The organism is Pseudomonas sp. FW305-3-2-15-E-TSA4, from assembly GCF_058787295.1.
Genome location: NZ_JBYSZP010000001.1, coordinates 365,787 through 388,462, shown reverse-complemented (window position 1 = coordinate 388,462; position 22,676 = coordinate 365,787). Strand labels below are relative to the sequence as shown.

Genomic DNA, 22,676 nt, shown 5'->3' with positions numbered 1-22,676 from the left:
GCGCTGTTTTACCTGTTGTTACAGAAGTTTTGTTGACTGTAAAAAATTGGTAAAGCTCAACGGCGCGAAGCATAGCGCAGCACTCGTCGTATTTCCCTGCATAAAGCTGGTCAAGTGCGTTGCTCATCGCTAGAATTGCGCACTTTTTGATCAGAGGCGCACCCTAAGCGCCCATCCGTCGGCTTTCCCACACGGCAAGCGACGTCACAAAACACCGAGGTTAGACATGTCCACCACTCCTGCGCCGGCCAATCCAAAGGTTGGCTTCGTATCTCTGGGTTGCCCGAAAGCACTGGTCGACTCCGAGCGCATCCTGACCCAGCTGCGTATGGAAGGCTATGACGTGGTGTCCACCTATCAGGACGCCGACGTGGTGGTGGTCAACACCTGCGGTTTCATCGACTCGGCCAAGGCTGAGTCGCTGGAAGTGATCGGTGAAGCGATCAAGGAAAACGGCAAGGTGATCGTCACCGGTTGCATGGGCGTGGAAGAAGGCAATATCCGCGACGTACACCCGAGCGTGCTGGCCGTGACCGGTCCGCAGCAGTACGAGCAAGTGGTCAACGCGGTGCACGAAGTGGTGCCGCCGCGTCAGGATCACAACCCGCTGATCGACCTGGTGCCGCCGCAAGGCATCAAGCTGACCCCGCGTCACTACGCGTACCTGAAGATTTCCGAAGGCTGCAATCACAGCTGCAGCTTCTGCATCATCCCGTCGATGCGCGGCAAACTGGTCAGCCGTCCGGTGGGTGATGTGCTCGACGAAGCGCAGCGCCTGGTCAAGTCCGGCGTCAAAGAGCTGTTGGTGATTTCGCAAGACACCAGCGCCTACGGTGTCGACGTGAAATACCGCACCGGTTTCTGGAACGGCGCGCCGGTGAAAACCCGCATGACCGAACTCTGCGAGGCGCTGAGCACCTTGGGCGTGTGGGTGCGTCTGCACTACGTTTACCCGTACCCGCACGTTGACGAGCTGATCCCGCTGATGGCCGCCGGCAAGATCCTGCCGTACCTGGACATCCCGTTCCAGCACGCCAGCCCGAAAGTGCTGAAGGCGATGAAACGCCCGGCGTTCGAAGACAAGACCCTGGCGCGGATCAAGAACTGGCGCGAGATCTGCCCGGACCTGATCATCCGTTCGACCTTCATCGTCGGCTTCCCGGGCGAAACCGAAGAAGACTTCCAGTACCTGCTGAACTGGCTGACCGAAGCCCAGCTCGACCGCGTCGGCTGCTTCCAGTATTCGCCGGTCGATGGTGCCCCCGCCAACGATCTGGACCTGGAAGTGGTGCCGGACGACGTCAAGCAGGACCGTTGGGAGCGCTTCATGGCGCACCAGCAGGCGATCAGCTCGGCCCGTCTGCAAATGCGCATCGGGCGCGAGATCGAAGTGCTGGTGGACGAAGTCGACGAGCAAGGCGCCGTCGGCCGCTGCTTCTTCGATGCCCCGGAAATCGACGGCAACGTGTTCATCGACAACGGCAGCAACCTCAAGCCGGGCGACAAGGTCTGGTGCAAGGTGACTGACGCTGACGAATACGACCTGTGGGCTGAGCAGATCTGATCTGAAGATCAAAAGCCCCTCACCCTAACCCTCTCCCTGAGGGAGAGGGGACTGATTGAGTTGCTCTTTCGAATGACGGCGACTTGAAATATCGAGTCGACCTCAGATTTTGAACAGCATGAAGATCAGCTCCCTTCCCCCCTTGCCCCCCTTGGGGGGAGAGGGTTGGGGTGAGGGGGAAGCTCTTGCAGGCAACATTAACAGCCAGCCAGACACCGAAATAAATACAAAAAGCCCCGCTCTTTTTACGAGATGCGGGGCTTTTTTGCGTCTATCGTTTGCAGTGGGAAGGAATCCCGCTCACCCATTTGAAAAGAGGCAGCCGGGCATGCGTCAGCATTCGGTCATTCACACGCCGAAACTCAGCGATTATCAGGAACTGACCCGGGTCTGGGAGGCCTCGGTCCGCGCGACCCATGATTTTCTGCCGGACAGCTACATCGAGTTGCTGCGCAATCTGGTGCTCACCCGTTATCTGGACGCGGTGATGCTGATCTGCACCAGGGATCGTCAGCAGCGCATCACCGGATTCGCCGGGGTGGCGGCGGGCAAAATCGAAATGCTGTTCATCGATCCCGAGTATCGTGGCCAAGGCTTGGGCAAGAAACTGCTCAACTACGCCATGCAACATCTGAATGCCGATGAACTCGACGTCAACGAACAGAACCCGCAGGCGCTGGGGTTTTACTTCAAGCAGGGTTTTGAAGTGATCGGCCGCTCGGAGGTGGATGGCATGGGCCAGCCGTACCCGTTGCTGCATATGCGCCTGCGGCAGACCCAGCAGCGCTCAAGTAACGGCTGACACATCGTAGAACCCTGTGGGAGCTGGCTTGCCAGCGATGCAGGCGACTCGGTCTGACAGATGCACCGAGGTGATGCCATCGCTGGCAAGCCAGCTCCCACAGGAATTGCGAACACCCTGCAAATGGAACCGGGCTTAACCGGCGCCAGGCAGGTACAATGCCCACCCCTTTTTTGTTACGGCCCTGTCATGACTGACCCGATTCGCCTCTCCAAACGCCTCATCGAACTGGTCGGTTGCTCCCGCCGGGAGGCCGAGCTGTTCATTGAGGGCGGCTGGGTCACCGTGGACGGCGAAGTGATCGACGAACCGCAATTCAAGGTCGGCGACCAGAAGGTCGAGCTCGACAAGGATGCCCAGGCCACCGCGCCGGAGCCGGTGACCATCCTGCTCAACGTGCCGGCCGGCATGGATGTCGACACCGCCATGCAATCGCTCAGCGCCGACACCCTCAGCGAAGAGCACCGCTACGGCAAACGCCCGTTGCGCGGCCACTTCCTGCGCCTGACGGCCAGCGCCGATCTGCAGCCCAAGGCCAGCGGTCTGCTGGTGTTTACACAGGACTGGAAAGTGCTGCGCAAACTGACTGCCGATGCGGCCAAGATCGAGCAGGAATACGTGGTCGAGGTCGAAGGCGACATGGTTGCCCACGGCCTCAATCGCCTGCAGCACGGTCTCACCCACAAGGGCAAGGAGCTGCCGCCGGTCAAGGCCAGCTGGCAGAACGAAAACCGCCTGCGCTTCGCCATGAAGAACCCGCAGCCGGGGATCATCGCGCAGTTCTGCGAAGCGGTTGGCCTGAAGGTCGTCGGCATCCGCCGCATCCGCATCGGCGGCGTGTCGATTGGCAAGGTTCCGGTGGGCCAATGGCGCTACCTGTCCGGCAAAGAGAAGTTCTAAAGCTTCCACTGCCGCCACACATTCCGGCAGCGCGCCTGCGTGCTGCCCACAACGATTATCAGGATTACCCAATGATTCATAACGACGTATTGCGCAGCGTGCGCTACATGCTCGACATCAGCGACAAGAAAGTCATCGAGATCATCAAGCTCGGCGGCCTGGACGTGGAGCTCAAAGACGTCGTCGCGTACCTCGACAAGAAAGAAGAAGACGAAGAAGGCTTCGTGCGCTGCCCGGACGAAGTCATGGCGCACTTCCTCGACGGTCTGGTGGTGTTCAAGCGCGGCAAGGACGAAAGCCGTCCACCGCAGACGATCGAAGTGCCGGTGACCAACAACATCATCCTGAAGAAGCTGCGCGTGGCCTTCGAACTCAAGGAAGACGACATGCACGCGATCCTCAAGGCAGCCGAGTTCCCGGTGTCCAAGCCTGAGCTGAGCGCACTGTTCCGCAAGGTCGGCCACACCAATTACCGCGCGTGCGGCGACCAGTTGCTGCGCAACTTCCTCAAGGGCCTGACCCTGCGCGTTCGTGGCTGATCTGCGCCATAAGCTCTGAATCGGCGGCGCGGCCTTCGCGAGCAAGCCCGCTCCCACAGGTTTTGTGGCTGACACAACACCGGACTCCACTCGAGATCCCTGTGGGAGCGGGCTTGCTCGCGAAGGCGTCGGCCCGGCCACCTCGGGTTATCATCCCCACCCCGCTCCCACCTCGACTCCAGACCATGACTTACAACGTCTCCCCCATCGGCTTCGTGCGCTCCTGCTTCAAGGAGAAGTTCGCCATCCCGCGCCAGCCGCAACTGGCCCCCGCCGCCCGTGGCGTGCTGGAGCTGGTGGCGCCGTTCGATCAGGGAGACGCCGTGCAAGGGCTGGAGCAGGTCAGCCATGTCTGGCTGTTGTTCCTGTTTCATCAGGCGCTGGAAGAGAAGCCGCGTCTGAAGGTGCGGCCACCGCGTCTGGGCGGTAACAAGTCCATGGGCGTGTTCGCCACCCGTGCGACGCACCGGCCCAATGGCATCGGGCAGTCTGTGGTGAAGCTGGACAAGGTCGAGGCCCATCGGCTGTTCATTTCGGGGATCGATTTGCTCGATGGCACACCGATTCTCGACATCAAACCCTATGTACCTTACGCCGACATCATCGCTGACGCCTCCAACAGCATCGCCAGTGCCGCGCCACAGCTGATTGACGTGCGGTGGACGGACGCCGCACTGCAACAGGCGCACGGCCATGCTCAGCGCCTCGGCGAGCCTCTGGTCGAGTTGATCGAGCAGTGCCTGGCTCAGGATCCGCGTCCGGCGTATCAGACGCCGACACCAGAGCGCGAATACGGTGCGCAGTTCTGGGATCTGGACGTGCGCTGGCATTACCCGACGCCGGAGCAGATCCGGGTACTGGAAGTCATCCCCGCCAACACCTGAACCCCGGAAACGCAAAAGCCCGCGCTGCCTTCTCAGGCAACGCGGGCTTTTCTGTGTAGCACGAAACCATTGTGGGAGCGGGCTTGCTCGCGAAAGCGGTGCGCCATTCAACATTGACGTCGACTGACAGCCCCCCTTCGCGAGCAAGCCCGCTCCCACAGGTATTGCGGCTTACTTCTCGACGAATGCACGCTCGATCAGGTAGTCACCCGGCTCGCGCATACGCGCCGAGATCTTCAGGCCGAAGCTGTCGAGCACTTCGCTGGTCTCGTCGAGCATGCTCGGGCTGCCGCAGATCATCGCGCGGTCGTCCTGCGGGTTGATCGGTGGCAGACCGATGTCGCTGAACAGCTTGCCGCTGCGCATCAGGTCGGTCAGACGGCCCTGGTTCTCGAACGGCTCGCGGGTCACGGTCGGGTAGTAGATCAGCTTGTCACGCAGCGCTTCACCGAAGAACTCGTTCTGCGGCAGGTGCTCGGTGATGAATTCGCGGTAGGCGACTTCGTTGACGTAGCGCACGCCGTGCACCAGGATCACTTTTTCAAAGCGCTCGTAGGTTTCCGGGTCCTGAATCACGCTCATGAACGGCGCCAGACCGGTACCGGTGCTCAACAGGTACAAGTGCTTGCCCGGGTTCAGGTCGTCGAGCACCAGGGTGCCGGTAGGCTTCTTCGAGATGATGATCTCGTCGCCTTCCTTCAGGTGCTGCAGCTGCGAGGTCAGCGGACCATCAGGCACCTTGATGCTGAAGAACTCGAGATGCTCTTCCCAGTTCGGGCTGGCGATCGAGTAAGCGCGCATAAGCGGGCGGCCGTTTGGCTGTTGCAGGCCGATCATCACGAACTGACCGTTCTCGAAGCGCAGGCCCGGATCGCGGGTGCACTTGAAGCTGAACAGAGTGTCGTTCCAGTGGTGAACACTGAGGACACGCTCGTGGTTCATGTTGCTCATGTACGTGGGACTCCTGGATATTGGGTCTGCGCTCGCCTATGCGGCCGACAGTGCGCAATTGCAACGCATTCTAATAGCGACGACAATATCTGTTAACTGGATTATTAAGATAAGGGTTATCGGTTATATCGATATGCGATTTACTCTTCGTCAACTGCAAGTCTTCGTCGCCGTCGCCCAGCAGGAAAGCGTATCCCGTGCTGCGGGTCTGCTCAACCTCTCGCAGTCGGCGGCGAGCACCTCGATCACCGAACTGGAGCGCCAGTCCAGCTGCCAGCTGTTCGATCGCGCCGGCAAACGCCTGAGCCTGAACGCCCTCGGTAAACAGCTGTTGCCGCAAGCGGTGGCACTGCTCGACCAGTCCAAGGAAATCGAAGACCTGCTCAACGGCAAATCCGGTTTCGGCTCACTCTCGGTGGGCGCCACCCTGACCATCGGCAATTATCTGGCGACCCTGTTGATCGGCGGCTTCATGCAGCGCCACCCGGAAAGCCAGGTAAAACTGCACGTACAGAACACTGCCAATATCGTGCATCAAGTCGCTCATTACGAAATTGATCTGGGTCTAATCGAAGGCGACTGCAGCCATCCGGACATCGAAGTGCAGAGCTGGGTGGAAGATGAACTTGTGGTGTTTTGCGCGCCGCAGCACCCACTGGCCAAACGTGGCAGCGCGACCATGGAAGAGTTGACGCACGAAGCGTGGATTCTGCGTGAACAGGGTTCCGGCACGCGCCTGACCTTTGATCAGGCCATGCGGCACCATCGCAGTGCGCTGAATATCCGCCTGGAGCTGGAGCACACCGAAGCCATCAAACGCGCGGTGGAATCAGGGTTGGGGATTGGCTGTATTTCGCGGCTGGCGCTGCGCGATGCGTTTCGACGCGGCAGCCTGGTGGCGGTGGAAACGCCGGATCTGGACCTGGCGCGGCAGTTCTACTTCATCTGGCACAAGCAGAAATACCAGACTTCGGCCATGCGCGAGTTTCTCGATCTGTGCCGCGCCTTCACCGCCGGGGTGCAGCGCAGCGACGAGATCGTCTTGCCGAGTATCGCTTAAAGCAGAATCACCGCCCACACCAGGGCAATCATGCTCAGGGCCACGAATTGCGCGGCGCTGCCCATGTCCTTGGCGTTCTTCGACAGCGGGTGCAGTTCTAGGGAAATGCGGTCAATCGCCGCTTCCACCGCCGAATTCAGTAACTCGACGATCAGCGCCAGCAGGCACACAGCGATCAGCAGCGCCTGTTCAACGCGACTGACATTCAGGAAGAACGTCAGCGGAATCAGCACCACATTGAGCAGCACCAGTTGGCGAAATGCGGCTTCGCCGGTGAAGGCTGCGCGCAGGCCGTCCAGCGAGTAGCCGGATGCGTTGAGGATGCGTTTCAGGCCGGTCTGGCCCTTGAAAGGTGACATAACGTAAAAACCAACCAGAAAGGAGTGGGAAAGCTAGAGCAACAAAAGTCAAAAAAGCGTGAAGACGCCAGCCTTTATTGGCTCGGAATTGACTCAAGTTGTTGCAGAAGTAATGCCGCCTGAGTCCGGGTGCGCACATTCAACTTGCGAAAGATCGCCGTGACGTGGGCCTTGATGGTCGCTTCGGACACGCTCAACTCGTAGGCAATCTGCTTGTTGAGCAGGCCTTCACAGACCATGGTCAGTACGCGGAACTGCTGCGGGGTGAGACTGGCCAGGCCGTCGCTGGCGGCTTTGGCTTCATCGGAAACACTGACGGCTTCGAATGCCTGCGGGGGCCAGAACACATCGCCATCGAGCACCTTGCGCACAGCTTGCTGAATCACATTCAGGTCGCTGGACTTGGGAATGAAGCCACTGGCGCCGAACTCCCGGGACTTGACCATGACCGAAGCCTCTTCCTGGGCCGAGACCATCACCACCGGAATCTGCGGGTACTGCCCGCGCAGCATGACCAGACCGGAAAACCCGAACGCGCCGGGCATGTTCAGGTCCAGCAGGACCAGATCCCAGTCGGACTTTTCGGTCAGGCGCGCTTCCAGCTCGGCGATGCTCGCCACCTCCACCAGTCGCACATCCGGGCCAAGGCCCAGTGTCACCGCTTGATGCAGCGCGCTACGAAACAGAGGGTGATCATCGGCAATCAGGATGTCGTATGTGGACATTTTTCAAATGATCCTGTTTTTTGATGGCAGACCCGACGCATTCGGGTCTCGCCAAAGCAACTCGAGATAGCGCCGCACAGCGCTATCCACAGGGGCACGTTCAACGCCAATCACGAGCAAACACGGCGTTTCAAACCCTGGCCGCACCCCAATCGGCGCCAAGCATGCCCAGCGTAGCCGGGGTGGTCAAGCAGCACGGCCGCCGCTGGGTGAAGTATGGGCCACTATGGGGCCAACACCGCTTGCGGCTTTCGTATATAAGGCAAGAGCTCGGCGTGGGCCGGAGTCGACTCGTTGAGCGGCAACTGTTGTTTGGCGCCTAGATAGTGCTGGCTGAACACATCGAAGTAAGCGTCCAGCGCCGACGCTGCATCGCTGTCCCCGGCCAGTTCCAGGCACAAAGCCGCGACTTCGGCGGTGCACAGGTGCTCGCTGCGGGTCGAGCGGCGCAGGCGATAACGCGAGAGTCTGTCGGGCAGCAGGCTGAGAATCGGCAAACGGTCGAAGTACGGACTCTTGCGGAAAATCTTGCGCGCCTCGGTCCAGGTCGCATCCAGCAGGATGAACAACGGACGCTTGCTGCTATCGGGCACGACGGTGTTGGTCACCCGCGACGGTTCTACATATTCGCCGGGAAATACAAGGTACGGCTGCCATTGCGGGTCGTTGAGCAGCGCCAGCATCCGCGGGTCCGGCTCGGTGCGCGACCAGATGAACGCGTGGTTGTCGCGCACCACATCGGCGATCAGCCAGCCGGTATTGCTCGGCTTGAACACTTCCTTGCCGGTCATGATCAGACACACACCGGAACGGGTTTCGACGGTCGGCCGCCAAGCGCACAGGCAGTGGCTGATGATCACCCGGCAGTCGCGGCAACGCTCGGAGCGAAAACCACGGGCCTGAATCGGCTTGATACCTTCGTCCTCGCGCTGGTCACGCAAGCGGGCTACGGCGTTGGGGGCATGATGGATCACGGGCAACGCCTTATGGCAGGAAAACTCGACACACACAGCACTCGGCAAGGCAATAAAGGCCGGCAGTTTACCAGAGCGACGAGCGCAAACCTGTACCGTCCCGACCGGCTCCCCTATAATCCGGCGCCACTGAACGCACAGCCACGGGGCTGGTCGAACCACCAGTCACTGAATCAGGAGAGTTTCATGCTGCGCCTTATCGTTCCTACCGCGGCCATCGCACTGGCGTTGTCCTTCAGCGCACAAGCGGCGTCCTTGAAAGAGCAGAATCTGAACAAAGAACTGCGCAACATCGCCGAGCAAAGCAGCGTCGGCACGCCGCGGGCGATCAATGAAGACATTCTCGATCAGGGCTACACCGTTGAGGGCGTTACTCTGATCAACCACCTGAGCGTCCAGGCCAGCCACGCCGAAAAGATGCGCGCTGACCCAAAAGCCGTGTATTTCCAGTTGGGTGCTTCGGTGTGCAATAACCCGTCGTACCGCAAGCTGATGGCCAAGGGTGCGATCATGCGTTACGACTTCAGTGAATATAAAACCAACAAGGCCATCGGCTCGGCCAGCTACCAGGATTCCGATTGCCCGAAAGCTGCCCCGGCGAAGAAGAAGTAATCATCGGGTATTGGCGCGCCGTTGTTCATCCTCGGCGCGCAATTCGGCCACCAGGGCCTGCAAGTAGCGAGAACGTCGTTCTCCACCTGCCAACCGACGGCAGCACTCCTCTTCGAGACTCACTTGATTGGTCTCGGCTGATGCTTTCAGCATCCGATACAACTGCGTATCGATTTCCAGAACCACTCTGGCCATCTTTCCCGCCTCCATGCCTGCTACCCGCGAATCCTTGAAAAGCGCGCACCCTGCGTACGGTTGCCGACTCAAAGCTGTCGTACAGTGCCTGTAGGTTAGTAAATCAGAGTGATTGCTCTACGGCGTACGTTCGGACGAGTGGTGAATATTCATTGCCAGCCAGCCCGCAACGGTTGCCAGGAAAGCCTGCGCGGCGTAAAGATCAACTCAGCGCAATGGCTCGCAAGGGTCTAGATTCAAAGTATTCCCGATCACCTGTTCACGGCAGAAAAAGGAGCTGCCGAGTGTGTGTTTTTTTGCAGCGCGGCACTGACGCCGCACGTCAGGGCCACCCGCTCTGTGCAGAAGGAGACGTTGAATGCCTTACCAACCGAATGACCTGCTCAGCCGGCATTTTCAGGAAAGCGGCCCCGACCTCATCAGCAAGGTCGAAGAACAGCTCAAACAGATTTCCCCCGACAGCCCGAACCTGCCGATTTATCGCGACATGATCCTGACCGTGCTGCGCATGGCCCAAGAGGATCACAACCGCTGGAACGCCAAGATCACCCTGCAGGCCCTGCGTGAACTGGAGCAGGCGTTCCGGGTGCTGGAACAATTCAAGGGACGACGCAAAGTCACGGTATTCGGCTCGGCGCGCACGCCGGTCGAGCACCCCCTGTATGCAATGGCGCGTGAACTCGGCGCGGCCCTGACGCGATCAGACATGATGGTCATCACCGGTGCGGGTGGCGGGATCATGGCCGCCGCGCACGAAGGCGCCGGGCGTGACCACAGCCTCGGGTTCAACATCACCCTGCCCTTCGAGCAGCATGCCAACCCGACTGTGGACGGCACCGGCAATCTGCTGCCGTTCCATTTTTTCTTCACCCGCAAACTGTTCTTCGTCAAGGAAGCCGATGCGCTGGTGCTGTGCCCTGGCGGGTTCGGCACCCTGGACGAGGCACTGGAAGTACTGACGCTGATCCAGACCGGCAAAAGCCCGTTGGTGCCAGTGGTGCTGCTCGATGTGCCGGGCGGAACATTCTGGCAAGGCGCCCTGGATTTCATTCGCCAGCAACTCGAAGAAAACCACTACATCCTGCCCACCGACCTGAAACTGATGCGTCTGGTCTATAACGTCGATGAGGCGGTGGAGCAGATCAACCAGTTCTACAGCAACTTCCACTCCAGTCGCTGGCTTAAGCGTCAGTTCGTGATTCGTATGCATCACAAGCTCAGTGACGTGGCGATGGCGCATATGCAGGAGGCTTTCGCCGATCTGTGCCTGAGTGACCAGTTCCATCAACACGCTTACAGCGGCGAGGAACATGACGAAGCGCAGTACAGCCACCTGGTGCGGTTGGCTTTCGCGTTCAATGCCCGAAATCATGGCCGTCTCAGGGAACTGGTGGATTACATCAACCTCCCCGAAAACTGGGCTCACACCCAACCGCAGACCGCCCAACGTGCACGTGAGCCATCAAAGGTAATTTGAAGGCAAAAAAAAACGGCCGGCTATTTTCATAGCGGGCCGTTTCTATTTAAACCGACTTAATCGTCCATGCTTCTGCCGCTGAACAAGCGGTTGATCATCTCCATCGAAAAACCCCGATAGGCGAGGAAGCGGCCTTGTTTGGCCCGCTCCTTGGCGTCAATCGGCAAGTGTCCCGAGAACTTGCGTTGCCACGTCTCGCGAAGCTGCTCCTGCCAGTCGATACCGCTTTCACGAAGGGCGAGTTCGATATCGGCGCGTTGCAAACCACGCTGACCCAGCTCTTCGCGAATGCGCAAGGGGCCATAGCCGGAGCGGGCACGGTAGGAAACAAAGCTTTCAAGGTAACGGGCTTCGGAAAGCAGTCCCTCTTCCGTCAACCGGTCGAGGGCTGTTTCGATCATTTCCGCCTCAGCGCCGCGCTGACGCAGTTTACGCGTCAGTTCGACTCGACCGTGCTCGCGTCGAGCGAGCAGGTCCATGGCGGTTCGCCGCACCGCGACGAGGGTATCGAGTACAGCGGTGGTCATCGCTGCGATCAGATATCAGCGTCAGCTAGGTCGTCTTCGGTCTCTTTGACCGCAGAAGCCTTGGAGTCGGCGATCACCGCTGGCGACAGCAGTTTGTCACGCAGCTGCTTCTCGAGCTTGGCAGCGACTTCCGGGTTGTCTGCCAGGAACTTGGCCGAGTTGGCCTTGCCCTGACCGATCTTGGTGCCTTCATAGGCATACCAGGCGCCGGATTTCTCGACGAAACCGTGCAGCACGCCCAGGTCGATCATCTCGCCATTGAGGTAGATGCCCTTGCCGTAAAGAATCTGGAACTCAGCCTGACGGAACGGCGAAGCCACCTTGTTCTTCACAACCTTGACGCGGGTTTCGCTGCCGACCACTTCGTCGCCTTCCTTCACCGCGCCGGTACGGCGGATGTCGAGACGGACCGAGGCGTAGAACTTCAGTGCGTTACCACCGGTGGTGGTTTCCGGGCTGCCGAACATCACGCCGATCTTCATGCGGATCTGGTTGATGAAGATCACCAGGCAGTTGGCGTTCTTGATGTTACCGGTGATTTTACGCAGCGCCTGGGACATCAGACGGGCTTGCAGGCCCACGTGCATGTCACCCATTTCGCCTTCGATTTCAGCCTTCGGTACCAGTGCCGCCACGGAGTCGACGATGATCACGTCTACTGCGTTGGAGCGCACCAGCATGTCGGTGATTTCCAGTGCCTGTTCGCCGGTATCTGGTTGGGAAACCAGCAGGTCGTCGACGTTGACGCCCAGCTTGCCGGCGTACTCAGGGTCGAGGGCGTGTTCGGCGTCGACGAATGCGCAGGTCGCGCCGGCTTTTTGCGCCTGGGCGATCACGGACAGTGTCAGTGTGGTTTTACCGGAAGATTCAGGACCGTAGATTTCAACGATACGGCCTTTTGGCAGACCGCCGATGCCGAGTGCGATGTCCAGACCCAGAGAGCCGGTGGAGATAGCCGGGATCGCCTGACGGTCCTGATCGCCCATACGCATTACGGCACCCTTGCCGAATTGACGTTCGATCTGACCCAGGGCCGCAGCCAAGGCTTTCTTCTTGTTGTCGTCCATTAAAGTCCTCACGTAATCAATAAGGCCTGACGGCCAACACCTGTATAAGTAGCCAGTATTATTCCACAGCGTTCGCGGATCGCCTACCCCTGATTTTCGATTTCTCGTGCCGCTAGTCGCAACAGCCCCTCTAGCGCGGCCTTCACCGTTTGTCGGCGGACTTCATCGCGGTTGCCGGGGAAGTGCTGAACCTCACTGGAAACCGCATCGCCCACGCCCCAGGCCAGCCACACCGTGCCCACCGGTTTGTTCGGTGTACCGCCATCGGGCCCCGCCACGCCGCTGACCGCCACGGCAAACCGCGCCAGACTGTGCTTCTGCGCACCACGCACCATCGCCTCGACGACTTCGCGACTGACCGCACCCACCGTGCCGAACAATTCGGTGGGGACATTCAGTTGCCGGGTCTTCTGCCGGTTGGAGTAGGTCACATAACCGGCCTCGAACCACGCCGAGCTCCCCGGAATCCGCGTGATCGCTTCGGCAATCCCGCCACCGGTACACGACTCGGCCGTGGTGACGTGGGCGTTGAGCAACTGCAAACGTCTGCCAAGCTCGGCAGCCAGTTGAGTGATCTCTTTCACGGTGCGCTCCGGATCGGGTGGAATGACTACCACCGTACACGACCCGGTTGCGCTTTCAATACACAGACTCATTCAAAATGTTCGGGCGCCAGCGTTCTGACATAGGCCTGACAGGCCTGCAAGGCAATCAGTCCGCGATCGCCGGTGTCGGTGATGGCGATAATTCGTTGAGCATGCGCCGGGTCAAGTCGGGCGCGTACGGCTGCATGATCCACGCCGCCGGGGCCGGTGGCGGCTGGCACCCCGCAGCCTTGGGCAGCGTCGCCGGCGTCGATGAGGACTGACAGGCGCAGATCAGCAGTGGCAAGACGATCGCGCAGGCGATCCTGATCACGTTGGGCATCACTGAGTGCTCGATAGTGGGTTTGTTCACTGGCCGCGAGGCGTTGCTCAAGGGCCAGACGTTTATCCTGCTCGACCTGCTGCGCGCTGGCTGCGGCCACATTCAGCTGATTGAGAGTGTCGGCGTTTAACCGCGCCTGCTCCGCGAGTTGTCGCTCGTAACGCCAGTCCTGAAACTGCCAGGCCAACGCAGCGCCCCCCAAGGTCAGCAACAAAAAGCCGGTTAAACGCCAGGAGACGGACATAGCACCGCCCTCGCCCGCGCCCAGATGTCGAGCCGATCCTGCAGGCCATTCAACCCGCCGTTGATTCGGCGGGTGATGCTGTTGAACTGGTCGCGGTCGGCCAGATCGTTCAGGCCGTTCTGTTCCCAGAACCATGCCGCCGATTCCGCTGCCCATTGCGGTTGCTCAAGCAATTCCGGCAAGGACAGCAAGCGCTCATCGCCGAACAGGCCGAGACTGCACTGCCGATAGTTGCTGCGCCCGGTGATCTGGATCAGCCCGCGACCACGGTATTTCTGCCCATCGCCGTCGGCCTCGGGCGTGTTGCCCAGACGCAGCGCCAGCGTGCCGGTGTCGTATTTGCTCAGGTACTGGTTGTTGCCCAGTTCGCGCACGTATTGCAACTGGCCCGACTCGTGACCGATTTGCGCGAGAAACGCAGCGATACGTTTTGGCGAGTCGATATGGCGGCGAGTCATTGCATTGTTGAGTGCAGAAACAAAAACGCCCGCTTGGGAGCGGGCGTTGGGCATGATGGTTTTAAGGTTGTCTTCAGTGATTTGCATGATGCGTAATCCTCCCTGGATGCTCCGATTGAATCATGGTTGACGGACAACGCCCCCCAGCCATTTTTTTGCCAGAGTTGTCAGGGTGTTGTTCGGTGCCGCGACCTCGGGGGCCGTGAACACCCAGCCGAGAGTGCCGAAGTTGGCGTTCCAGTCGATTTGCGGTGTCGGTGTCACGTCGGTGATGTCGACCCACAGCAGTTCCGGATGGAACATATTGGCCATGTTGCCGTCAGTCGAGAACAGTTCGGCCACAGTGTTGTTGACGATGCGTGCGTAGGTTTTCATCAGGCGTACTCGTAGATAATCACTGCACCAGGGGCACCGGAAGCCCCCGGTCTGCCAGATTGACTGGGGGCGTTGGCAATGCCGCCCGCCCCGGAACCGAACCCGGAACCAGGGGCCGCGATTGCTCCCTGCGCACTGCTGGCAACACCACCATTGCCCAAGGGCGAGTTGGCACCATGTCCGGCCAGGGTCGACGCATTGATGGAAATACCTGTCGAACCGGCAGAACCCGCCATGCTGACGATGTTCCCGCCTTTCGCAGCTTGGCCGGGATACCCACCAACATACAGACCGGTCCCTGGGAAGCTGGTGTAACCCAAAGAGGTCGAACCAGCACCGCCAGGCGCTGAAACCAACGATCCCAAGGAGCTGGTTCCGCCCGTTCCAGCGTCGGATGCGATCAAACCTGCGGCGCCACCAACGCCCACCGTGACGATCTGACTGGCTCCAACCGTTGCGGCCGAAAGCCAGGCTTCCGCGTAACTACCAGAGGCCCCTCCACCTGCAAGCGAATACTGGGAAGCAGTTGTCCCAACAATGCCTGCACTCCCGCCCCCTCCGCCGACAACTTTCACCAACACATTCTTCATCCCCACCGTCGGCACATAAGTGCCAGACGAGGTGAACGTCCTCACACTCAACAACCGCCCACTGGCACCACTGCCACCGCCGGCATACACCAGCACCCAACTGTCCAACGCCGCGCTGTACACCACCGCACACACACTGCCGCCGACAATCTCGGCAGGCCGCAATGCACTCGATGCAAGATTTACCAGCGGCTTGGGCATCAACCCGTTCGGTGCAAAGGTACTCGCTCCGGTATTGGCATTACCGGCGGTAAAGCGCAGCGCCAAGCCGTCCTTCAACGCGGTGATGGGAGGCACATAATTGGCCATGTATAGATTGGCGGCGCCGATGTCAGTGGCATGTTTGTCTTCACCTGCCTGACTGAGTTTTTGCACCGCTTGCAACAATTGGGTTGCATCGGCTTCGCTTGGCTCAAGGCCGGCGGATTTGACGACGTTCAACAACTCATCGGTGACGCTGTTGCCCCAGGTCGCCGGGATCAACGATCCGGGCAATCCCGCGACGACATCTTCATTGACGAACTTGCCGTTCACCAGCCCAACGCTGGGAACGCTTTTTGGATAATCCATGTATGTTTCCTCTACGGCTCAAACCGCATTTGCCAACCAACGCGGCGCTACAGGCCGATGCTCACTGAAAGGAAAAAAAGAACCCTGCGGCCAATCGCGCAATTCGCGGCGATAGGTTTGCAGCTCGGCATATTGCTCGCTGGTCAGCGTCGTGCCACCACCGTCTTCAAGCTCATCACGATCACGTGCAACCAGACCATCGGTGGCAGCCAGTTGTGCTGTACGCCAGCTACGTTCAGCATCTGCCGCTTCTTCTGCCGAATAAGGTGGTGGATCAACCAGAGTCGGATAACCGTTATCCGCGTGCACACCGACCACTTTTGCACTCACCGCCAGTTGCTGCAGCAGTGAGATCCAATAGGTCTGGGGAATTTCAATGACGTCATCCGGAATATCCGATGAGTTGATAGCGGGAACATAAACCCCACGGGTGCTGGCGCTGAACAAGACATTGAACGGATTCATTTAATAACCCTTTGCGAAGAAGTTGATACCCCAGCCTGCAGACACTTCGCCGCTGTAGCTTCGAACTTTCAGACGGCACCCCTGCTTCGACGCAGAGTTCGCGTACATGACGACCATCGCTCCATCGCCTCCTACGTGCATGGCGATGATCGAAGAAAACGCGGTAGGGAAAGAGATCGGAAAGACGACGTTGACATCGCCATTGGCATCCGTCGTGCCAACACCCCATTGATCGATATTGCCGCTGGCATAACGCTGGTAGCCAATGTTGCCGTACACACCGGAGTGCGCCGACGCATATCGATCACTCACCGAGCCGCCATAGAGGCGCCACTGTCCCGTGAGTTTGATCAGATAGGCAGTGTCACCAATACCCAACTTGAGCGGGCCGGATGTGCCATTACAGGTGAGAAGCCCATCGTTACCGGAAGGATTAACGGTCAACACGCCGGTACCTGCGTTGATTACGTGAATGGTGCTCGCATGGGCCACACCATTGGTAGACGGCAGCGTCGCAGTCAGCGCACTGGCACTGGAGAAACTCGCGACACCGCCAATATTCGCAGCGTTCAATACCGTGCTGGCGGCGTAAGAAGCAAAACCGGAGAACTGTAGTCCCGCCCGCGTAACAAACTCGGTGGTCGCCATCGACTGATCATTGGAGAACTGCGGTGCAGTCAAAAACAACTTGTTGCTGCGCAATGCGGTTAACACCTGATCATCTTTCGCTTCCGTCGGAGCGGTGCCGCCAGCATTGATGACGTTCAACAACTCTTGGGTAACGCTGTTGCCCCATTTCGCCGGAATCAACGAGCCCGGCTTGCCGGTCAGCGGGTCTTCATCGACAAACCGGCCGTTGACCAAGCCGGCACTCGGGACACTGTTTGGGTAGTCCACGGTACTTCTCCTTGTGTGTGAATCAGGTGTTTACTGCTGATCCGGGCGCAACCGGCCAGGTGATTTCATCGGGAAAACCCGCCTGTTTTTCGATGCGGTTCAGCTCTACGCTGTAAAGCTTCCACTCGATCAGCAGCAGTTGTTCGTCATGGCTGGCATCGCCGATGTCTTCGGCGTATTGCAGCGGGGCGATGCGCAGGACGGCGTCGCGCAGCAGTGCGTCGCGCTGGCCGAGAGATTGCTGTCTGACGCTCGCTAAACGAGCCTGCTCATCCAGCACCCAGGCGTTGTCGCGCCAGATGTGGAACTCGCCTGGCCATGGTTGCGCGGTCAGGGTGTCCGGCAACTCACCCAGCTCGGTCCATATCTGTTGCGCGCCGCCGTCCTTGCGATAAACCATGCCACGGCGATCGATCACCTCACGCGGTACACCGTTGATCAGTGCCCAGCAACGACCGGTTTCCGGCTCAGGCAACTCGTACGCCAGCTCAACAGCATTACCGGGTAACTGGATGCCAATGCCCGGCGTGACAATGAACTCGACAGGCCCGGACAGAGCGCCCGAGCCATCAAATAGATAATTGAACATGAAGTGCCTCAGATGAGTTTGATGCGGCCGGGATAGGCGATGTTGCGCGGGCGGGATTTGAAGGCGTAGAGCAATGTTGCTGCGGTATCCCTCTGGTAAGTGGTATTCACCGGAAAAGTCGGACCACCATTGATCAATCCCGTCACGTATTGCGGTTCTTCCCGGGTATCCGCGCCAAAACTGGTCAAGCTATCTGACCAGTACGCGCCCACAGCGCCTGCGCCATTGGCACCTTGTGCATAGGAATGCGTCGATCCAGTCTGAAAAGTGCCCATGGCACGCCCGGCATCCACGCCACGATCTTCATCCAGAACCCGCAGAAATTCCCCTCGCCCTTCGGGACCACGAAAGGTCGTCGCACCGTCACCCGTGGTCCATTTCCCCTCGGAGCCCACGCGTAAGGCTTCAGTCCCCAGCATTCCCGATTGCTGTGCGTGATCCCACAGCCACGGCCATTCCGCGCGTTTCATCACGGTGCCGTTCAATGCACCGTATCCGCCGGGACTGAGCATCAGGGTCGTCTCGAAAAACGGCCGCCCCAACGGCGTATTGTCGAAACGACCGACCGGCCACCAACTCCCCGCCCCATCACTGCGCAAATGCCACCAGTCACCGCCGCCCATCAATACGAAGAACGGATAACCGCTGGCCGACAGATGGGTGTGAAAACGAATCCAGTCGGTACCGGACGCCTGGATGACCATGCGATTACCGCTGTTGTCCACCCGCCGAACAATCACGTCGCGCACACCGAGGGCGGCGTTGGCCGGTGGCAGCAGCAAGGTCACTGGCCCCGGGCTGCCGTCGATCAGCACCAGGCCAAGCTCGGCTTCGGTCAGGGTTTTCGATGCGGCCAGTCGGGTGATGACCGAACGCATCGGGCTCGCTCTGCCGATGATCGACTGAATCGCCTTGTACAACTGCCCGGTATCGGCTTCAGAAGCCACCAACCCGCCGCCGTTAATCACACTCAGGATCTCCTGAGTCACGCTGTTGCCCCACACCGCCGGAATCAACGAACCCGGGGTTCCCGCCACCGGGTTTTCATCGACAAAGCGGCCATCGACCAGGCCGACGCTGGGGACGCTTTTTGGATAATCCATAGTTAACTTTCCTTTACCTGGAACATTGATGGGCGATGCCGACAATGCAGCATCCATTCACTCGGCAGTCATCCAGGCAGGCTTTTTCGGTCGAGAGCGTTTGGAGGGGAATTTCTTCGCCTGGGGCCACTTGCGTAGCGCCTGCAGGTAATTCAGCAGGGTCAGATATTCAGAGTCGGATAGCGTGGTGGCTTTTATCAATTCCACTTCGTCCCGATGGCGGTCACGCAACCAGACCACGCGATCAAATTCCTTGTCGCGCCATGCCTTTGCTTCGATCAGCGCTTGCTCGCCTGAAAGGGGCGTCGACTCGATCAGTATCGGCAGACCTTGCTCGTCATGGGACCGCTCGGTTCCGGCTGCAGGGTTAGCAATAACCGACTCGTAACGCTCGTCGTCAATTTCAACGGCATCGCCCGGGAGGCTCGTGTGATAGCCCGACAAATAAGTGTTGCCAGTGGTGCAGCTATAGAAACGTTTCATTTCAGTTCCCCACTCCCAGCACAGTGACAAAACCGGTGCCACCGGAATTACTCAAAACCTGCACCTGGCTAGAATCAAAATAGGTCACCAAGGGTGGAGTGGTGATATCGAAATAGGGTGCGTTTCCGCCGTGCGAATAACTCGCCCAAGTAGCGGCACACTGGGTCTTGAAAGCCACCGGCCAAGGTTGGGCAGCATAGGTTTTATCTGCAGCAATGGTGATCAGGACCCACTGGATCATGAAGCCCCCCAACCAACTCGGAAAGACGATATAGCCGTTCGCGCCAATGCTGTAGGAAACACCAAACCGGAGCTTTTTCGGTGTGACAATGGCGGTGTCGTCAGTCCCCGCATTGACTTGGCTTTGGGTCGCGATCCGCGCCCAGCCCAAAACCGTTTCAGTGGCTTGAACCACTTTCTTTTCGATCGCTTGGAAAACGCGCTGCGGCGTCATCAGACGGCTGCTGCTGGTACCTGCTTCGGCCTCATCCTTGCTCGCCAAAGAATCATTTTTGTTCTTCTCGACAATCGTCGAAATCGCCAATCTCAGTTGCGTGCTGTTACCCTCGTCAGGCACAAGTCCGGCGGCAGTGATCGCGTTGATGATTTCATCGGTAACGCTGTTGCCCCATCGCGCCGGAATCAGCGACCCCGGCGTCCCGGTCAGCGGGTTTTCATCGACAAATTTCCCATTCACCAGACCGGCGCTGGGCACACTTTTCGGATAATCCATCCCGTCATTCCTCCCTAGTCATAATTGATGTGCACTTTGGTATGCGCCGGCGCACTGCGGTGGATCAGGCACTCCAGCGCCGAGCCCGGGTTGACGCCGAAGCGCTCGCCCCAGTAACTCGCGCCATAGCGCCGACCAAGCAGCAGGCGGCCGCCGGTGTTGAGGGTCCACATGAATTGCGCTTCCCAGGTGCCCCAGTGTGCCGCGCCGAAACGCGCGCGGCCCATGCGCGGGGCTTCGTGTTCGGTGATGCTGGCGTTGGGGTAGCCCTGGCTTTTGGCGATGTCGAGGTAGTAACCGACAGCCTGACTGCCGACCGCGAGCAAGCGTCGGCGCACGGCGAGGCGGCGGTCGTCGAACAGCGGTGTGGCGCCCAGGCACGGGTCGGGCAGCTCCATCACCCGTTCCCAGTCCGGCACCAATTCGCTGACGCCCGCCGGGTCCATCTCGTTGAGCAGGTCGGCGGCGCGGGCGTCGAGGCGCGCCAGCTCGACGGCGACGCCTTGCAGCACTTCCTCGAGTTCCGGGACGCGTTCCGGGTCCCACGCCGGGCCGCTCGGCAGCAAGGCGCGCAGCTGCGCCTGATATTGCGCGGCGGTTCTTATGCCCCCCATACGCAACCTCCGAAGGTCAGCAGTTCGCTTTGCCCGGCAGGCACGTCAGCGGCCGGCGCGGTCAGCGTGTGGTCGTACTCACCGCCAGCGCTGCTGATGGCTTCGCGGATATGGCTGATCAGCAGCGCCACACCGAGGTCGGCCTCGCGGTTGTGCAGGTCGCGCAGTTGCGCTTCGACGGCGGCGCGCACAGCGCTGGTGTCGGGATTGACGCTCTTGAAGCGGTACACCACCGGCACCTGAATCGGCCGCTGCACATGCACTTCTGCCGTCACTGGGCGCAGCGGTTCGATGTACTCCTGAACCTCCGCCAGTTGCTCATCGTTGGGCACCGGTTGCGGGTCTTCGTCACGCATGATGAATACCGTCACTGTGCCTGGCCCGAGCAAGCCGCCACGACACCAGGCCCGCGTCACGCCCGGCACTTCCAGCGCCCAGGTCTCGTAGTCGCTGGCCGAACCGCCATGGGGGATCACGCGATAAGAACGGATCACCCGCGAGCGCAACGACTCCAGACTTTCCCGCGCCACACCACCACTGAGGCCGGGCGCGAGCACCACGAAGCTATTGCCGACGACACCGGCGATCGGCTGCACCGGGTTCAGCGCCAGACCGGTGTCGGCATTGCCCAGGCTGCCAGCATCCAGCGCCGCGACGGTGGTGGTGTTGCTGCCATTGACGGTGGTGCGCGCGGTGGTGACCTTGTAGGTACGGCCATCGCTCGCTTGCAGCAGCGTGTCGACATCCAGCACCGCACCGGCGGTCGCGGTAAAACTGACGCTGCCGGTGGCGACTTGCGCCGGTTTGCGTGGCTGGTTCAGGCGCAGCGCGGCGATGCGTTCCAGGGTCGATTCGTCGGCCTTGTCCGGCAGGATCTGCTCGGCAATCCAGTCGAGATAACCGTACAGGCCATAGGCGGCGCCACCGAGGGTGCGGGCCAGCACTTGCGCATCGGACTGGCGCAGCGAATCGCCGGCCAGGTCGCTTTGGGTGCGCTTGATCAGCACCGGCAGCGAAGGGGTTTCAAACGGCATAGATCACCTGCCAACTGTTATCGGGGTTGATGTCCAGACGTTCGCCGTCGGCCAGGGTCAGGACCGTGCGCAGGTTCAGGCGCTGGGCGTCGAGGCGTTCGCTGATGATGTCGATGGCGCTGCAGTGGCCGTCGTCCATCAGCCATTGCAAGGCTTCGCGGGCATAGAACTCGGCGTCCATCTGGGTCTGTCGGGTCAGCTTGACCCGACGCAACAGCCACAGCCGCGAACCGATGCGATCGTCGGCGACGGTGGGAAAGCTGTCGCCCCACCAGCCGAAGCGCTCCTCGTCGTCGAGGGCGTCGTCATCGGCGGCGCGGCGCCAGGTGAACAGGCTGATGAGCACGGCGCGGGTCAGTGCGGCGTGGAGGTTCTGGCTGACAAGCATTATTTGCCTCCTGCCGGCGCACCGGTCTGGCCGCTACCGGCCTGCACGCCGACGTGCACGTGTTTGATCTGGCTGATGCCGCCGGCGAGTTGGTCGCCGGTGGAAACGATCTTGCCGGTCTGGTTGATCACCGGCGTGTCGAAGTTCACCGCGCTGCTGGCGCGGATGTTCAGGGTGGCGGTTTCGATGTCGATGATCCGCCCGCGCTTGAAGTGAATTTTGTCGCCCTCGTCTGTGTAGATCGCCACTTCGCCAGAGGCCAGCGACTGCAAGCGATAGCGGCGGTCGGCGACCACCAGGGCGATGGCGTGAGACCGGTCACCGCCGAGAAACGTGACGATGCCTTCGGCGCCGGCCAGCGGGTTGCTGGTGAAACCGTAGGGTTCGAAATGCTCCATGTCGTCGTTCACCTCGCCGGCGGTGAGGCGCATTTGCAGCGATTGCAGCTTGGATGCCGAATGGGCGAGCACGACAGTGCCGCGCGCCAGCAGGCGTGTCAGTAGGCTCATGAATTGTCCTTCAAAAGATGGGCACGACGCGGTCAACTGTAGGAGTGAGCCTGCTCGCGAT

At 60.0% G+C, this 22,676-nt stretch carries 30 protein-coding genes; 8 read left to right on the top strand and 22 right to left on the bottom strand.

Annotated elements, in window-relative coordinates; genetic code table 11:
• Positions 1-226 precede the first annotated feature (226 nt).
• The 5 genes from rimO to tsaA all read left to right on the top strand — a co-directional run bounded on the left by rimO (position 227) and on the right by tsaA (position 4,689).
• Positions 227-1,564: a 30S ribosomal protein S12 methylthiotransferase RimO gene (gene rimO / locus AC3WMV_RS01865; protein WP_003222282.1), complete on the top strand. Its 1,338-nt coding sequence runs from the start codon at positions 227-229 to the stop codon at positions 1,562-1,564.
• A 328-nt stretch (positions 1,565-1,892) separates the two neighbouring features.
• Positions 1,893-2,366 (top strand): GNAT family N-acetyltransferase, encoded by a 474-nt coding sequence (locus tag AC3WMV_RS01860; protein WP_103367815.1) that lies wholly within the window; start codon positions 1,893-1,895, stop codon positions 2,364-2,366.
• A gap of 189 nt (positions 2,367-2,555) precedes the next feature.
• On the top strand, positions 2,556-3,266 hold the full coding sequence (locus tag AC3WMV_RS01855) for an rRNA pseudouridine synthase (protein WP_103367816.1): 711 nt from the start codon (positions 2,556-2,558) through the stop codon (positions 3,264-3,266).
• Between the two features lie 71 nt (positions 3,267-3,337).
• Positions 3,338-3,805, top strand: coding sequence for a YehS family protein (locus AC3WMV_RS01850; protein WP_103367817.1), 468 nt, complete (start codon positions 3,338-3,340; stop codon positions 3,803-3,805).
• A gap of 185 nt (positions 3,806-3,990) precedes the next feature.
• Positions 3,991-4,689: a tRNA (N6-threonylcarbamoyladenosine(37)-N6)-methyltransferase TrmO gene (gene tsaA, locus AC3WMV_RS01845; RefSeq protein WP_103367818.1), complete on the top strand. Its 699-nt coding sequence runs from the start codon at positions 3,991-3,993 to the stop codon at positions 4,687-4,689.
• A 171-nt stretch (positions 4,690-4,860) separates the two neighbouring features.
• Here tsaA and fpr read toward each other — a convergent pair whose 3' ends face one another.
• Positions 4,861-5,640, bottom strand: coding sequence for a ferredoxin-NADP reductase (gene fpr / locus AC3WMV_RS01840; RefSeq protein WP_003222277.1), 780 nt, complete (start codon positions 5,638-5,640; stop codon positions 4,861-4,863).
• Positions 5,641-5,773: 133 nt separating this feature from the next.
• On the opposite strand from fpr, the gene AC3WMV_RS01835 reads away from it, so the two are divergent.
• Entirely contained in the window at positions 5,774-6,700 is a 927-nt protein-coding gene (locus tag AC3WMV_RS01835) for a LysR family transcriptional regulator (RefSeq protein ID WP_007964377.1), read from the top strand.
• On the opposite strand, the gene AC3WMV_RS01830 is transcribed toward AC3WMV_RS01835, so the two are convergent.
• From AC3WMV_RS01830 to AC3WMV_RS01820, 3 genes are all read right to left on the bottom strand, one after another.
• A complete protein-coding gene (locus AC3WMV_RS01830) occupies positions 6,697-7,059 on the bottom strand; it encodes a diacylglycerol kinase (RefSeq protein WP_003222276.1) in 363 nt (120 codons plus the stop codon). The two genes, AC3WMV_RS01835 and AC3WMV_RS01830, sit on opposite strands and share 4 nt — an antisense overlap.
• Before the next feature lie 74 nt (positions 7,060-7,133).
• Positions 7,134-7,784 carry a response regulator transcription factor ErdR gene (erdR, locus tag AC3WMV_RS01825; RefSeq protein ID WP_103367819.1) on the bottom strand — a complete coding sequence of 217 codons (651 nt, stop codon included), beginning with the start codon at positions 7,782-7,784 and terminating at the stop codon, positions 7,134-7,136.
• Between the two features lie 224 nt (positions 7,785-8,008).
• The gene (locus AC3WMV_RS01820) at positions 8,009-8,755 is read right to left on the bottom strand and encodes a tRNA-uridine aminocarboxypropyltransferase (protein WP_177408950.1); all 747 of its coding nucleotides are present in this window, start codon (positions 8,753-8,755) and stop codon (positions 8,009-8,011) included.
• 189 nt (positions 8,756-8,944) lie between these two features.
• Here AC3WMV_RS01820 and AC3WMV_RS01815 point away from each other — a divergent pair, with 189 nt between their 5' ends.
• Positions 8,945-9,370: a PA3611 family quorum-sensing-regulated virulence factor gene (locus AC3WMV_RS01815; RefSeq protein WP_027611088.1), complete on the top strand. Its 426-nt coding sequence runs from the start codon at positions 8,945-8,947 to the stop codon at positions 9,368-9,370.
• On the opposite strand, the gene AC3WMV_RS01810 is transcribed toward AC3WMV_RS01815, so the two are convergent.
• Positions 9,371-9,565, bottom strand: a complete 195-nt coding sequence (locus tag AC3WMV_RS01810) for a hypothetical protein (protein ID WP_027611087.1) — start codon at positions 9,563-9,565, stop codon at positions 9,371-9,373.
• 358 nt (positions 9,566-9,923) lie between these two features.
• Here AC3WMV_RS01810 and AC3WMV_RS01805 point away from each other — a divergent pair, with 358 nt between their 5' ends.
• A complete protein-coding gene (locus AC3WMV_RS01805) occupies positions 9,924-11,042 on the top strand; it encodes an LOG family protein (protein ID WP_097086513.1) in 1,119 nt (372 codons plus the stop codon).
• Positions 11,043-11,098: 56 nt separating this feature from the next.
• Here AC3WMV_RS01805 and recX read toward each other — a convergent pair whose 3' ends face one another.
• The 17 genes from recX to AC3WMV_RS01720 all read right to left on the bottom strand — a co-directional run bounded on the left by recX (position 11,099) and on the right by AC3WMV_RS01720 (position 22,615).
• Entirely contained in the window at positions 11,099-11,569 is a 471-nt protein-coding gene (recX, locus tag AC3WMV_RS01800) for a recombination regulator RecX (RefSeq protein ID WP_027611085.1), read from the bottom strand.
• 8 nt (positions 11,570-11,577) lie between these two features.
• The gene (gene recA, locus AC3WMV_RS01795; RefSeq protein WP_003222269.1) at positions 11,578-12,636 is read right to left on the bottom strand and encodes a recombinase RecA; all 1,059 of its coding nucleotides are present in this window, start codon (positions 12,634-12,636) and stop codon (positions 11,578-11,580) included.
• Between the two features lie 83 nt (positions 12,637-12,719).
• Positions 12,720-13,220 carry a CinA family protein gene (locus AC3WMV_RS01790; RefSeq protein WP_096795871.1) on the bottom strand — a complete coding sequence of 167 codons (501 nt, stop codon included), beginning with the start codon at positions 13,218-13,220 and terminating at the stop codon, positions 12,720-12,722.
• A gap of 68 nt (positions 13,221-13,288) precedes the next feature.
• Positions 13,289-13,807, bottom strand: coding sequence for a lysis system i-spanin subunit Rz (locus AC3WMV_RS01785; RefSeq protein WP_103367820.1), 519 nt, complete (start codon positions 13,805-13,807; stop codon positions 13,289-13,291).
• A complete protein-coding gene (locus AC3WMV_RS01780; RefSeq protein WP_097086509.1) occupies positions 13,786-14,352 on the bottom strand; it encodes a glycoside hydrolase family 19 protein in 567 nt (188 codons plus the stop codon). Before AC3WMV_RS01780 ends, AC3WMV_RS01785 begins: the two co-directional genes overlap by 22 nt.
• Positions 14,353-14,385: 33 nt before the next feature.
• Positions 14,386-14,640 (bottom strand): hypothetical protein, encoded by a 255-nt coding sequence (locus AC3WMV_RS01775; RefSeq protein WP_103367821.1) that lies wholly within the window; start codon positions 14,638-14,640, stop codon positions 14,386-14,388.
• Positions 14,640-15,800 (bottom strand): glycine-rich domain-containing protein, encoded by a 1,161-nt coding sequence (locus tag AC3WMV_RS01770; RefSeq protein WP_103367822.1) that lies wholly within the window; start codon positions 15,798-15,800, stop codon positions 14,640-14,642. The genes AC3WMV_RS01775 and AC3WMV_RS01770 overlap by 1 nt, the downstream gene beginning before the upstream one ends.
• Positions 15,801-15,818: 18 nt before the next feature.
• Complete coding sequence (locus AC3WMV_RS01765) at positions 15,819-16,265, bottom strand: tail fiber assembly protein (protein ID WP_097086504.1); 447 nt, start codon at positions 16,263-16,265, stop codon at positions 15,819-15,821.
• Entirely contained in the window at positions 16,266-17,162 is an 897-nt protein-coding gene (locus tag AC3WMV_RS01760) for a gp53-like domain-containing protein (RefSeq protein WP_103367823.1), read from the bottom strand.
• Positions 17,163-17,184: 22 nt separating this feature from the next.
• Positions 17,185-17,751 carry a tail fiber assembly protein gene (locus AC3WMV_RS01755; RefSeq protein WP_103367824.1) on the bottom strand — a complete coding sequence of 189 codons (567 nt, stop codon included), beginning with the start codon at positions 17,749-17,751 and terminating at the stop codon, positions 17,185-17,187.
• 8 nt (positions 17,752-17,759) lie between these two features.
• Positions 17,760-18,854 carry a phage tail protein gene (locus AC3WMV_RS01750; RefSeq protein WP_103367825.1) on the bottom strand — a complete coding sequence of 365 codons (1,095 nt, stop codon included), beginning with the start codon at positions 18,852-18,854 and terminating at the stop codon, positions 17,760-17,762.
• A gap of 57 nt (positions 18,855-18,911) precedes the next feature.
• Positions 18,912-19,337, bottom strand: a complete 426-nt coding sequence (locus AC3WMV_RS01745) for a phage tail assembly chaperone (protein WP_103367826.1) — start codon at positions 19,335-19,337, stop codon at positions 18,912-18,914.
• A 1-nt stretch (position 19,338) separates the two neighbouring features.
• Positions 19,339-20,070, bottom strand: a complete 732-nt coding sequence (locus AC3WMV_RS01740; protein ID WP_027611074.1) for a hypothetical protein — start codon at positions 20,068-20,070, stop codon at positions 19,339-19,341.
• 14 nt (positions 20,071-20,084) lie between these two features.
• Positions 20,085-20,684, bottom strand: a complete 600-nt coding sequence (locus AC3WMV_RS01735) for a YmfQ family protein (RefSeq protein WP_003222238.1) — start codon at positions 20,682-20,684, stop codon at positions 20,085-20,087.
• Positions 20,672-21,718, bottom strand: a complete 1,047-nt coding sequence (locus AC3WMV_RS01730; RefSeq protein ID WP_103367827.1) for a baseplate J/gp47 family protein — start codon at positions 21,716-21,718, stop codon at positions 20,672-20,674. Before AC3WMV_RS01730 ends, AC3WMV_RS01735 begins: the two co-directional genes overlap by 13 nt.
• Positions 21,708-22,106, bottom strand: coding sequence for a phage GP46 family protein (locus AC3WMV_RS01725; protein ID WP_103367828.1), 399 nt, complete (start codon positions 22,104-22,106; stop codon positions 21,708-21,710). Before AC3WMV_RS01725 ends, AC3WMV_RS01730 begins: the two co-directional genes overlap by 11 nt.
• A complete protein-coding gene (locus AC3WMV_RS01720) occupies positions 22,106-22,615 on the bottom strand; it encodes a phage baseplate assembly protein V (RefSeq protein ID WP_027611071.1) in 510 nt (169 codons plus the stop codon). Before AC3WMV_RS01720 ends, AC3WMV_RS01725 begins: the two co-directional genes overlap by 1 nt.
• Between the last annotated feature and the right edge of the window lie 61 nt (positions 22,616-22,676).

Coding starts and splice junctions, on each gene's coding strand:
- rimO (WP_003222282.1), top strand. CDS start 227: ATGTCCACCACTCCTGCGCCGGCCAATCCAAAGGTTGGCTTCGTATCT.
- recA (WP_003222269.1), bottom strand. CDS start 12,636: ATGGACGACAACAAGAAGAAAGCCTTGGCTGCGGCCCTGGGTCAGATC.
- AC3WMV_RS01805 (WP_097086513.1), top strand. CDS start 9,924: ATGCCTTACCAACCGAATGACCTGCTCAGCCGGCATTTTCAGGAAAGC.
- AC3WMV_RS01735 (WP_003222238.1), bottom strand. CDS start 20,684: ATGGGGGGCATAAGAACCGCCGCGCAATATCAGGCGCAGCTGCGCGCC.
- AC3WMV_RS01860 (WP_103367815.1), top strand. CDS start 1,893: ATGCGTCAGCATTCGGTCATTCACACGCCGAAACTCAGCGATTATCAG.
- AC3WMV_RS01740 (WP_027611074.1), bottom strand. CDS start 20,070: ATGGATTATCCGAAAAGTGTGCCCAGCGCCGGTCTGGTGAATGGGAAA.
- AC3WMV_RS01720 (WP_027611071.1), bottom strand. CDS start 22,615: ATGAGCCTACTGACACGCCTGCTGGCGCGCGGCACTGTCGTGCTCGCC.
- AC3WMV_RS01780 (WP_097086509.1), bottom strand. CDS start 14,352: ATGCAAATCACTGAAGACAACCTTAAAACCATCATGCCCAACGCCCGC.
- recX (WP_027611085.1), bottom strand. CDS start 11,569: ATGACCACCGCTGTACTCGATACCCTCGTCGCGGTGCGGCGAACCGCC.
- AC3WMV_RS01725 (WP_103367828.1), bottom strand. CDS start 22,106: ATGCTTGTCAGCCAGAACCTCCACGCCGCACTGACCCGCGCCGTGCTC.
- AC3WMV_RS01815 (WP_027611088.1), top strand. CDS start 8,945: ATGCTGCGCCTTATCGTTCCTACCGCGGCCATCGCACTGGCGTTGTCC.
- fpr (WP_003222277.1), bottom strand. CDS start 5,640: ATGAGCAACATGAACCACGAGCGTGTCCTCAGTGTTCACCACTGGAAC.
- AC3WMV_RS01745 (WP_103367826.1), bottom strand. CDS start 19,337: ATGAAACGTTTCTATAGCTGCACCACTGGCAACACTTATTTGTCGGGC.
- AC3WMV_RS01835 (WP_007964377.1), top strand. CDS start 5,774: ATGCGATTTACTCTTCGTCAACTGCAAGTCTTCGTCGCCGTCGCCCAG.
- AC3WMV_RS01750 (WP_103367825.1), bottom strand. CDS start 18,854: ATGGATTATCCAAAAAGCGTCCCCAGCGTCGGCCTGGTCGATGGCCGC.
- AC3WMV_RS01830 (WP_003222276.1), bottom strand. CDS start 7,059: ATGTCACCTTTCAAGGGCCAGACCGGCCTGAAACGCATCCTCAACGCA.
- tsaA (WP_103367818.1), top strand. CDS start 3,991: ATGACTTACAACGTCTCCCCCATCGGCTTCGTGCGCTCCTGCTTCAAG.
- AC3WMV_RS01855 (WP_103367816.1), top strand. CDS start 2,556: ATGACTGACCCGATTCGCCTCTCCAAACGCCTCATCGAACTGGTCGGT.
- erdR (WP_103367819.1), bottom strand. CDS start 7,784: ATGTCCACATACGACATCCTGATTGCCGATGATCACCCTCTGTTTCGT.
- AC3WMV_RS01770 (WP_103367822.1), bottom strand. CDS start 15,800: ATGGATTATCCAAAAAGCGTTCCCAGCGTTGGGCTGGTGAACGGCAAG.
- AC3WMV_RS01810 (WP_027611087.1), bottom strand. CDS start 9,565: ATGGCCAGAGTGGTTCTGGAAATCGATACGCAGTTGTATCGGATGCTG.
- AC3WMV_RS01755 (WP_103367824.1), bottom strand. CDS start 17,751: ATGTTCAATTATCTATTTGATGGCTCGGGCGCTCTGTCCGGGCCTGTC.
- AC3WMV_RS01785 (WP_103367820.1), bottom strand. CDS start 13,807: ATGTCCGTCTCCTGGCGTTTAACCGGCTTTTTGTTGCTGACCTTGGGG.
- AC3WMV_RS01730 (WP_103367827.1), bottom strand. CDS start 21,718: ATGCCGTTTGAAACCCCTTCGCTGCCGGTGCTGATCAAGCGCACCCAA.
- AC3WMV_RS01775 (WP_103367821.1), bottom strand. CDS start 14,640: ATGAAAACCTACGCACGCATCGTCAACAACACTGTGGCCGAACTGTTC.
- AC3WMV_RS01850 (WP_103367817.1), top strand. CDS start 3,338: ATGATTCATAACGACGTATTGCGCAGCGTGCGCTACATGCTCGACATC.
- AC3WMV_RS01765 (WP_097086504.1), bottom strand. CDS start 16,265: ATGAATCCGTTCAATGTCTTGTTCAGCGCCAGCACCCGTGGGGTTTAT.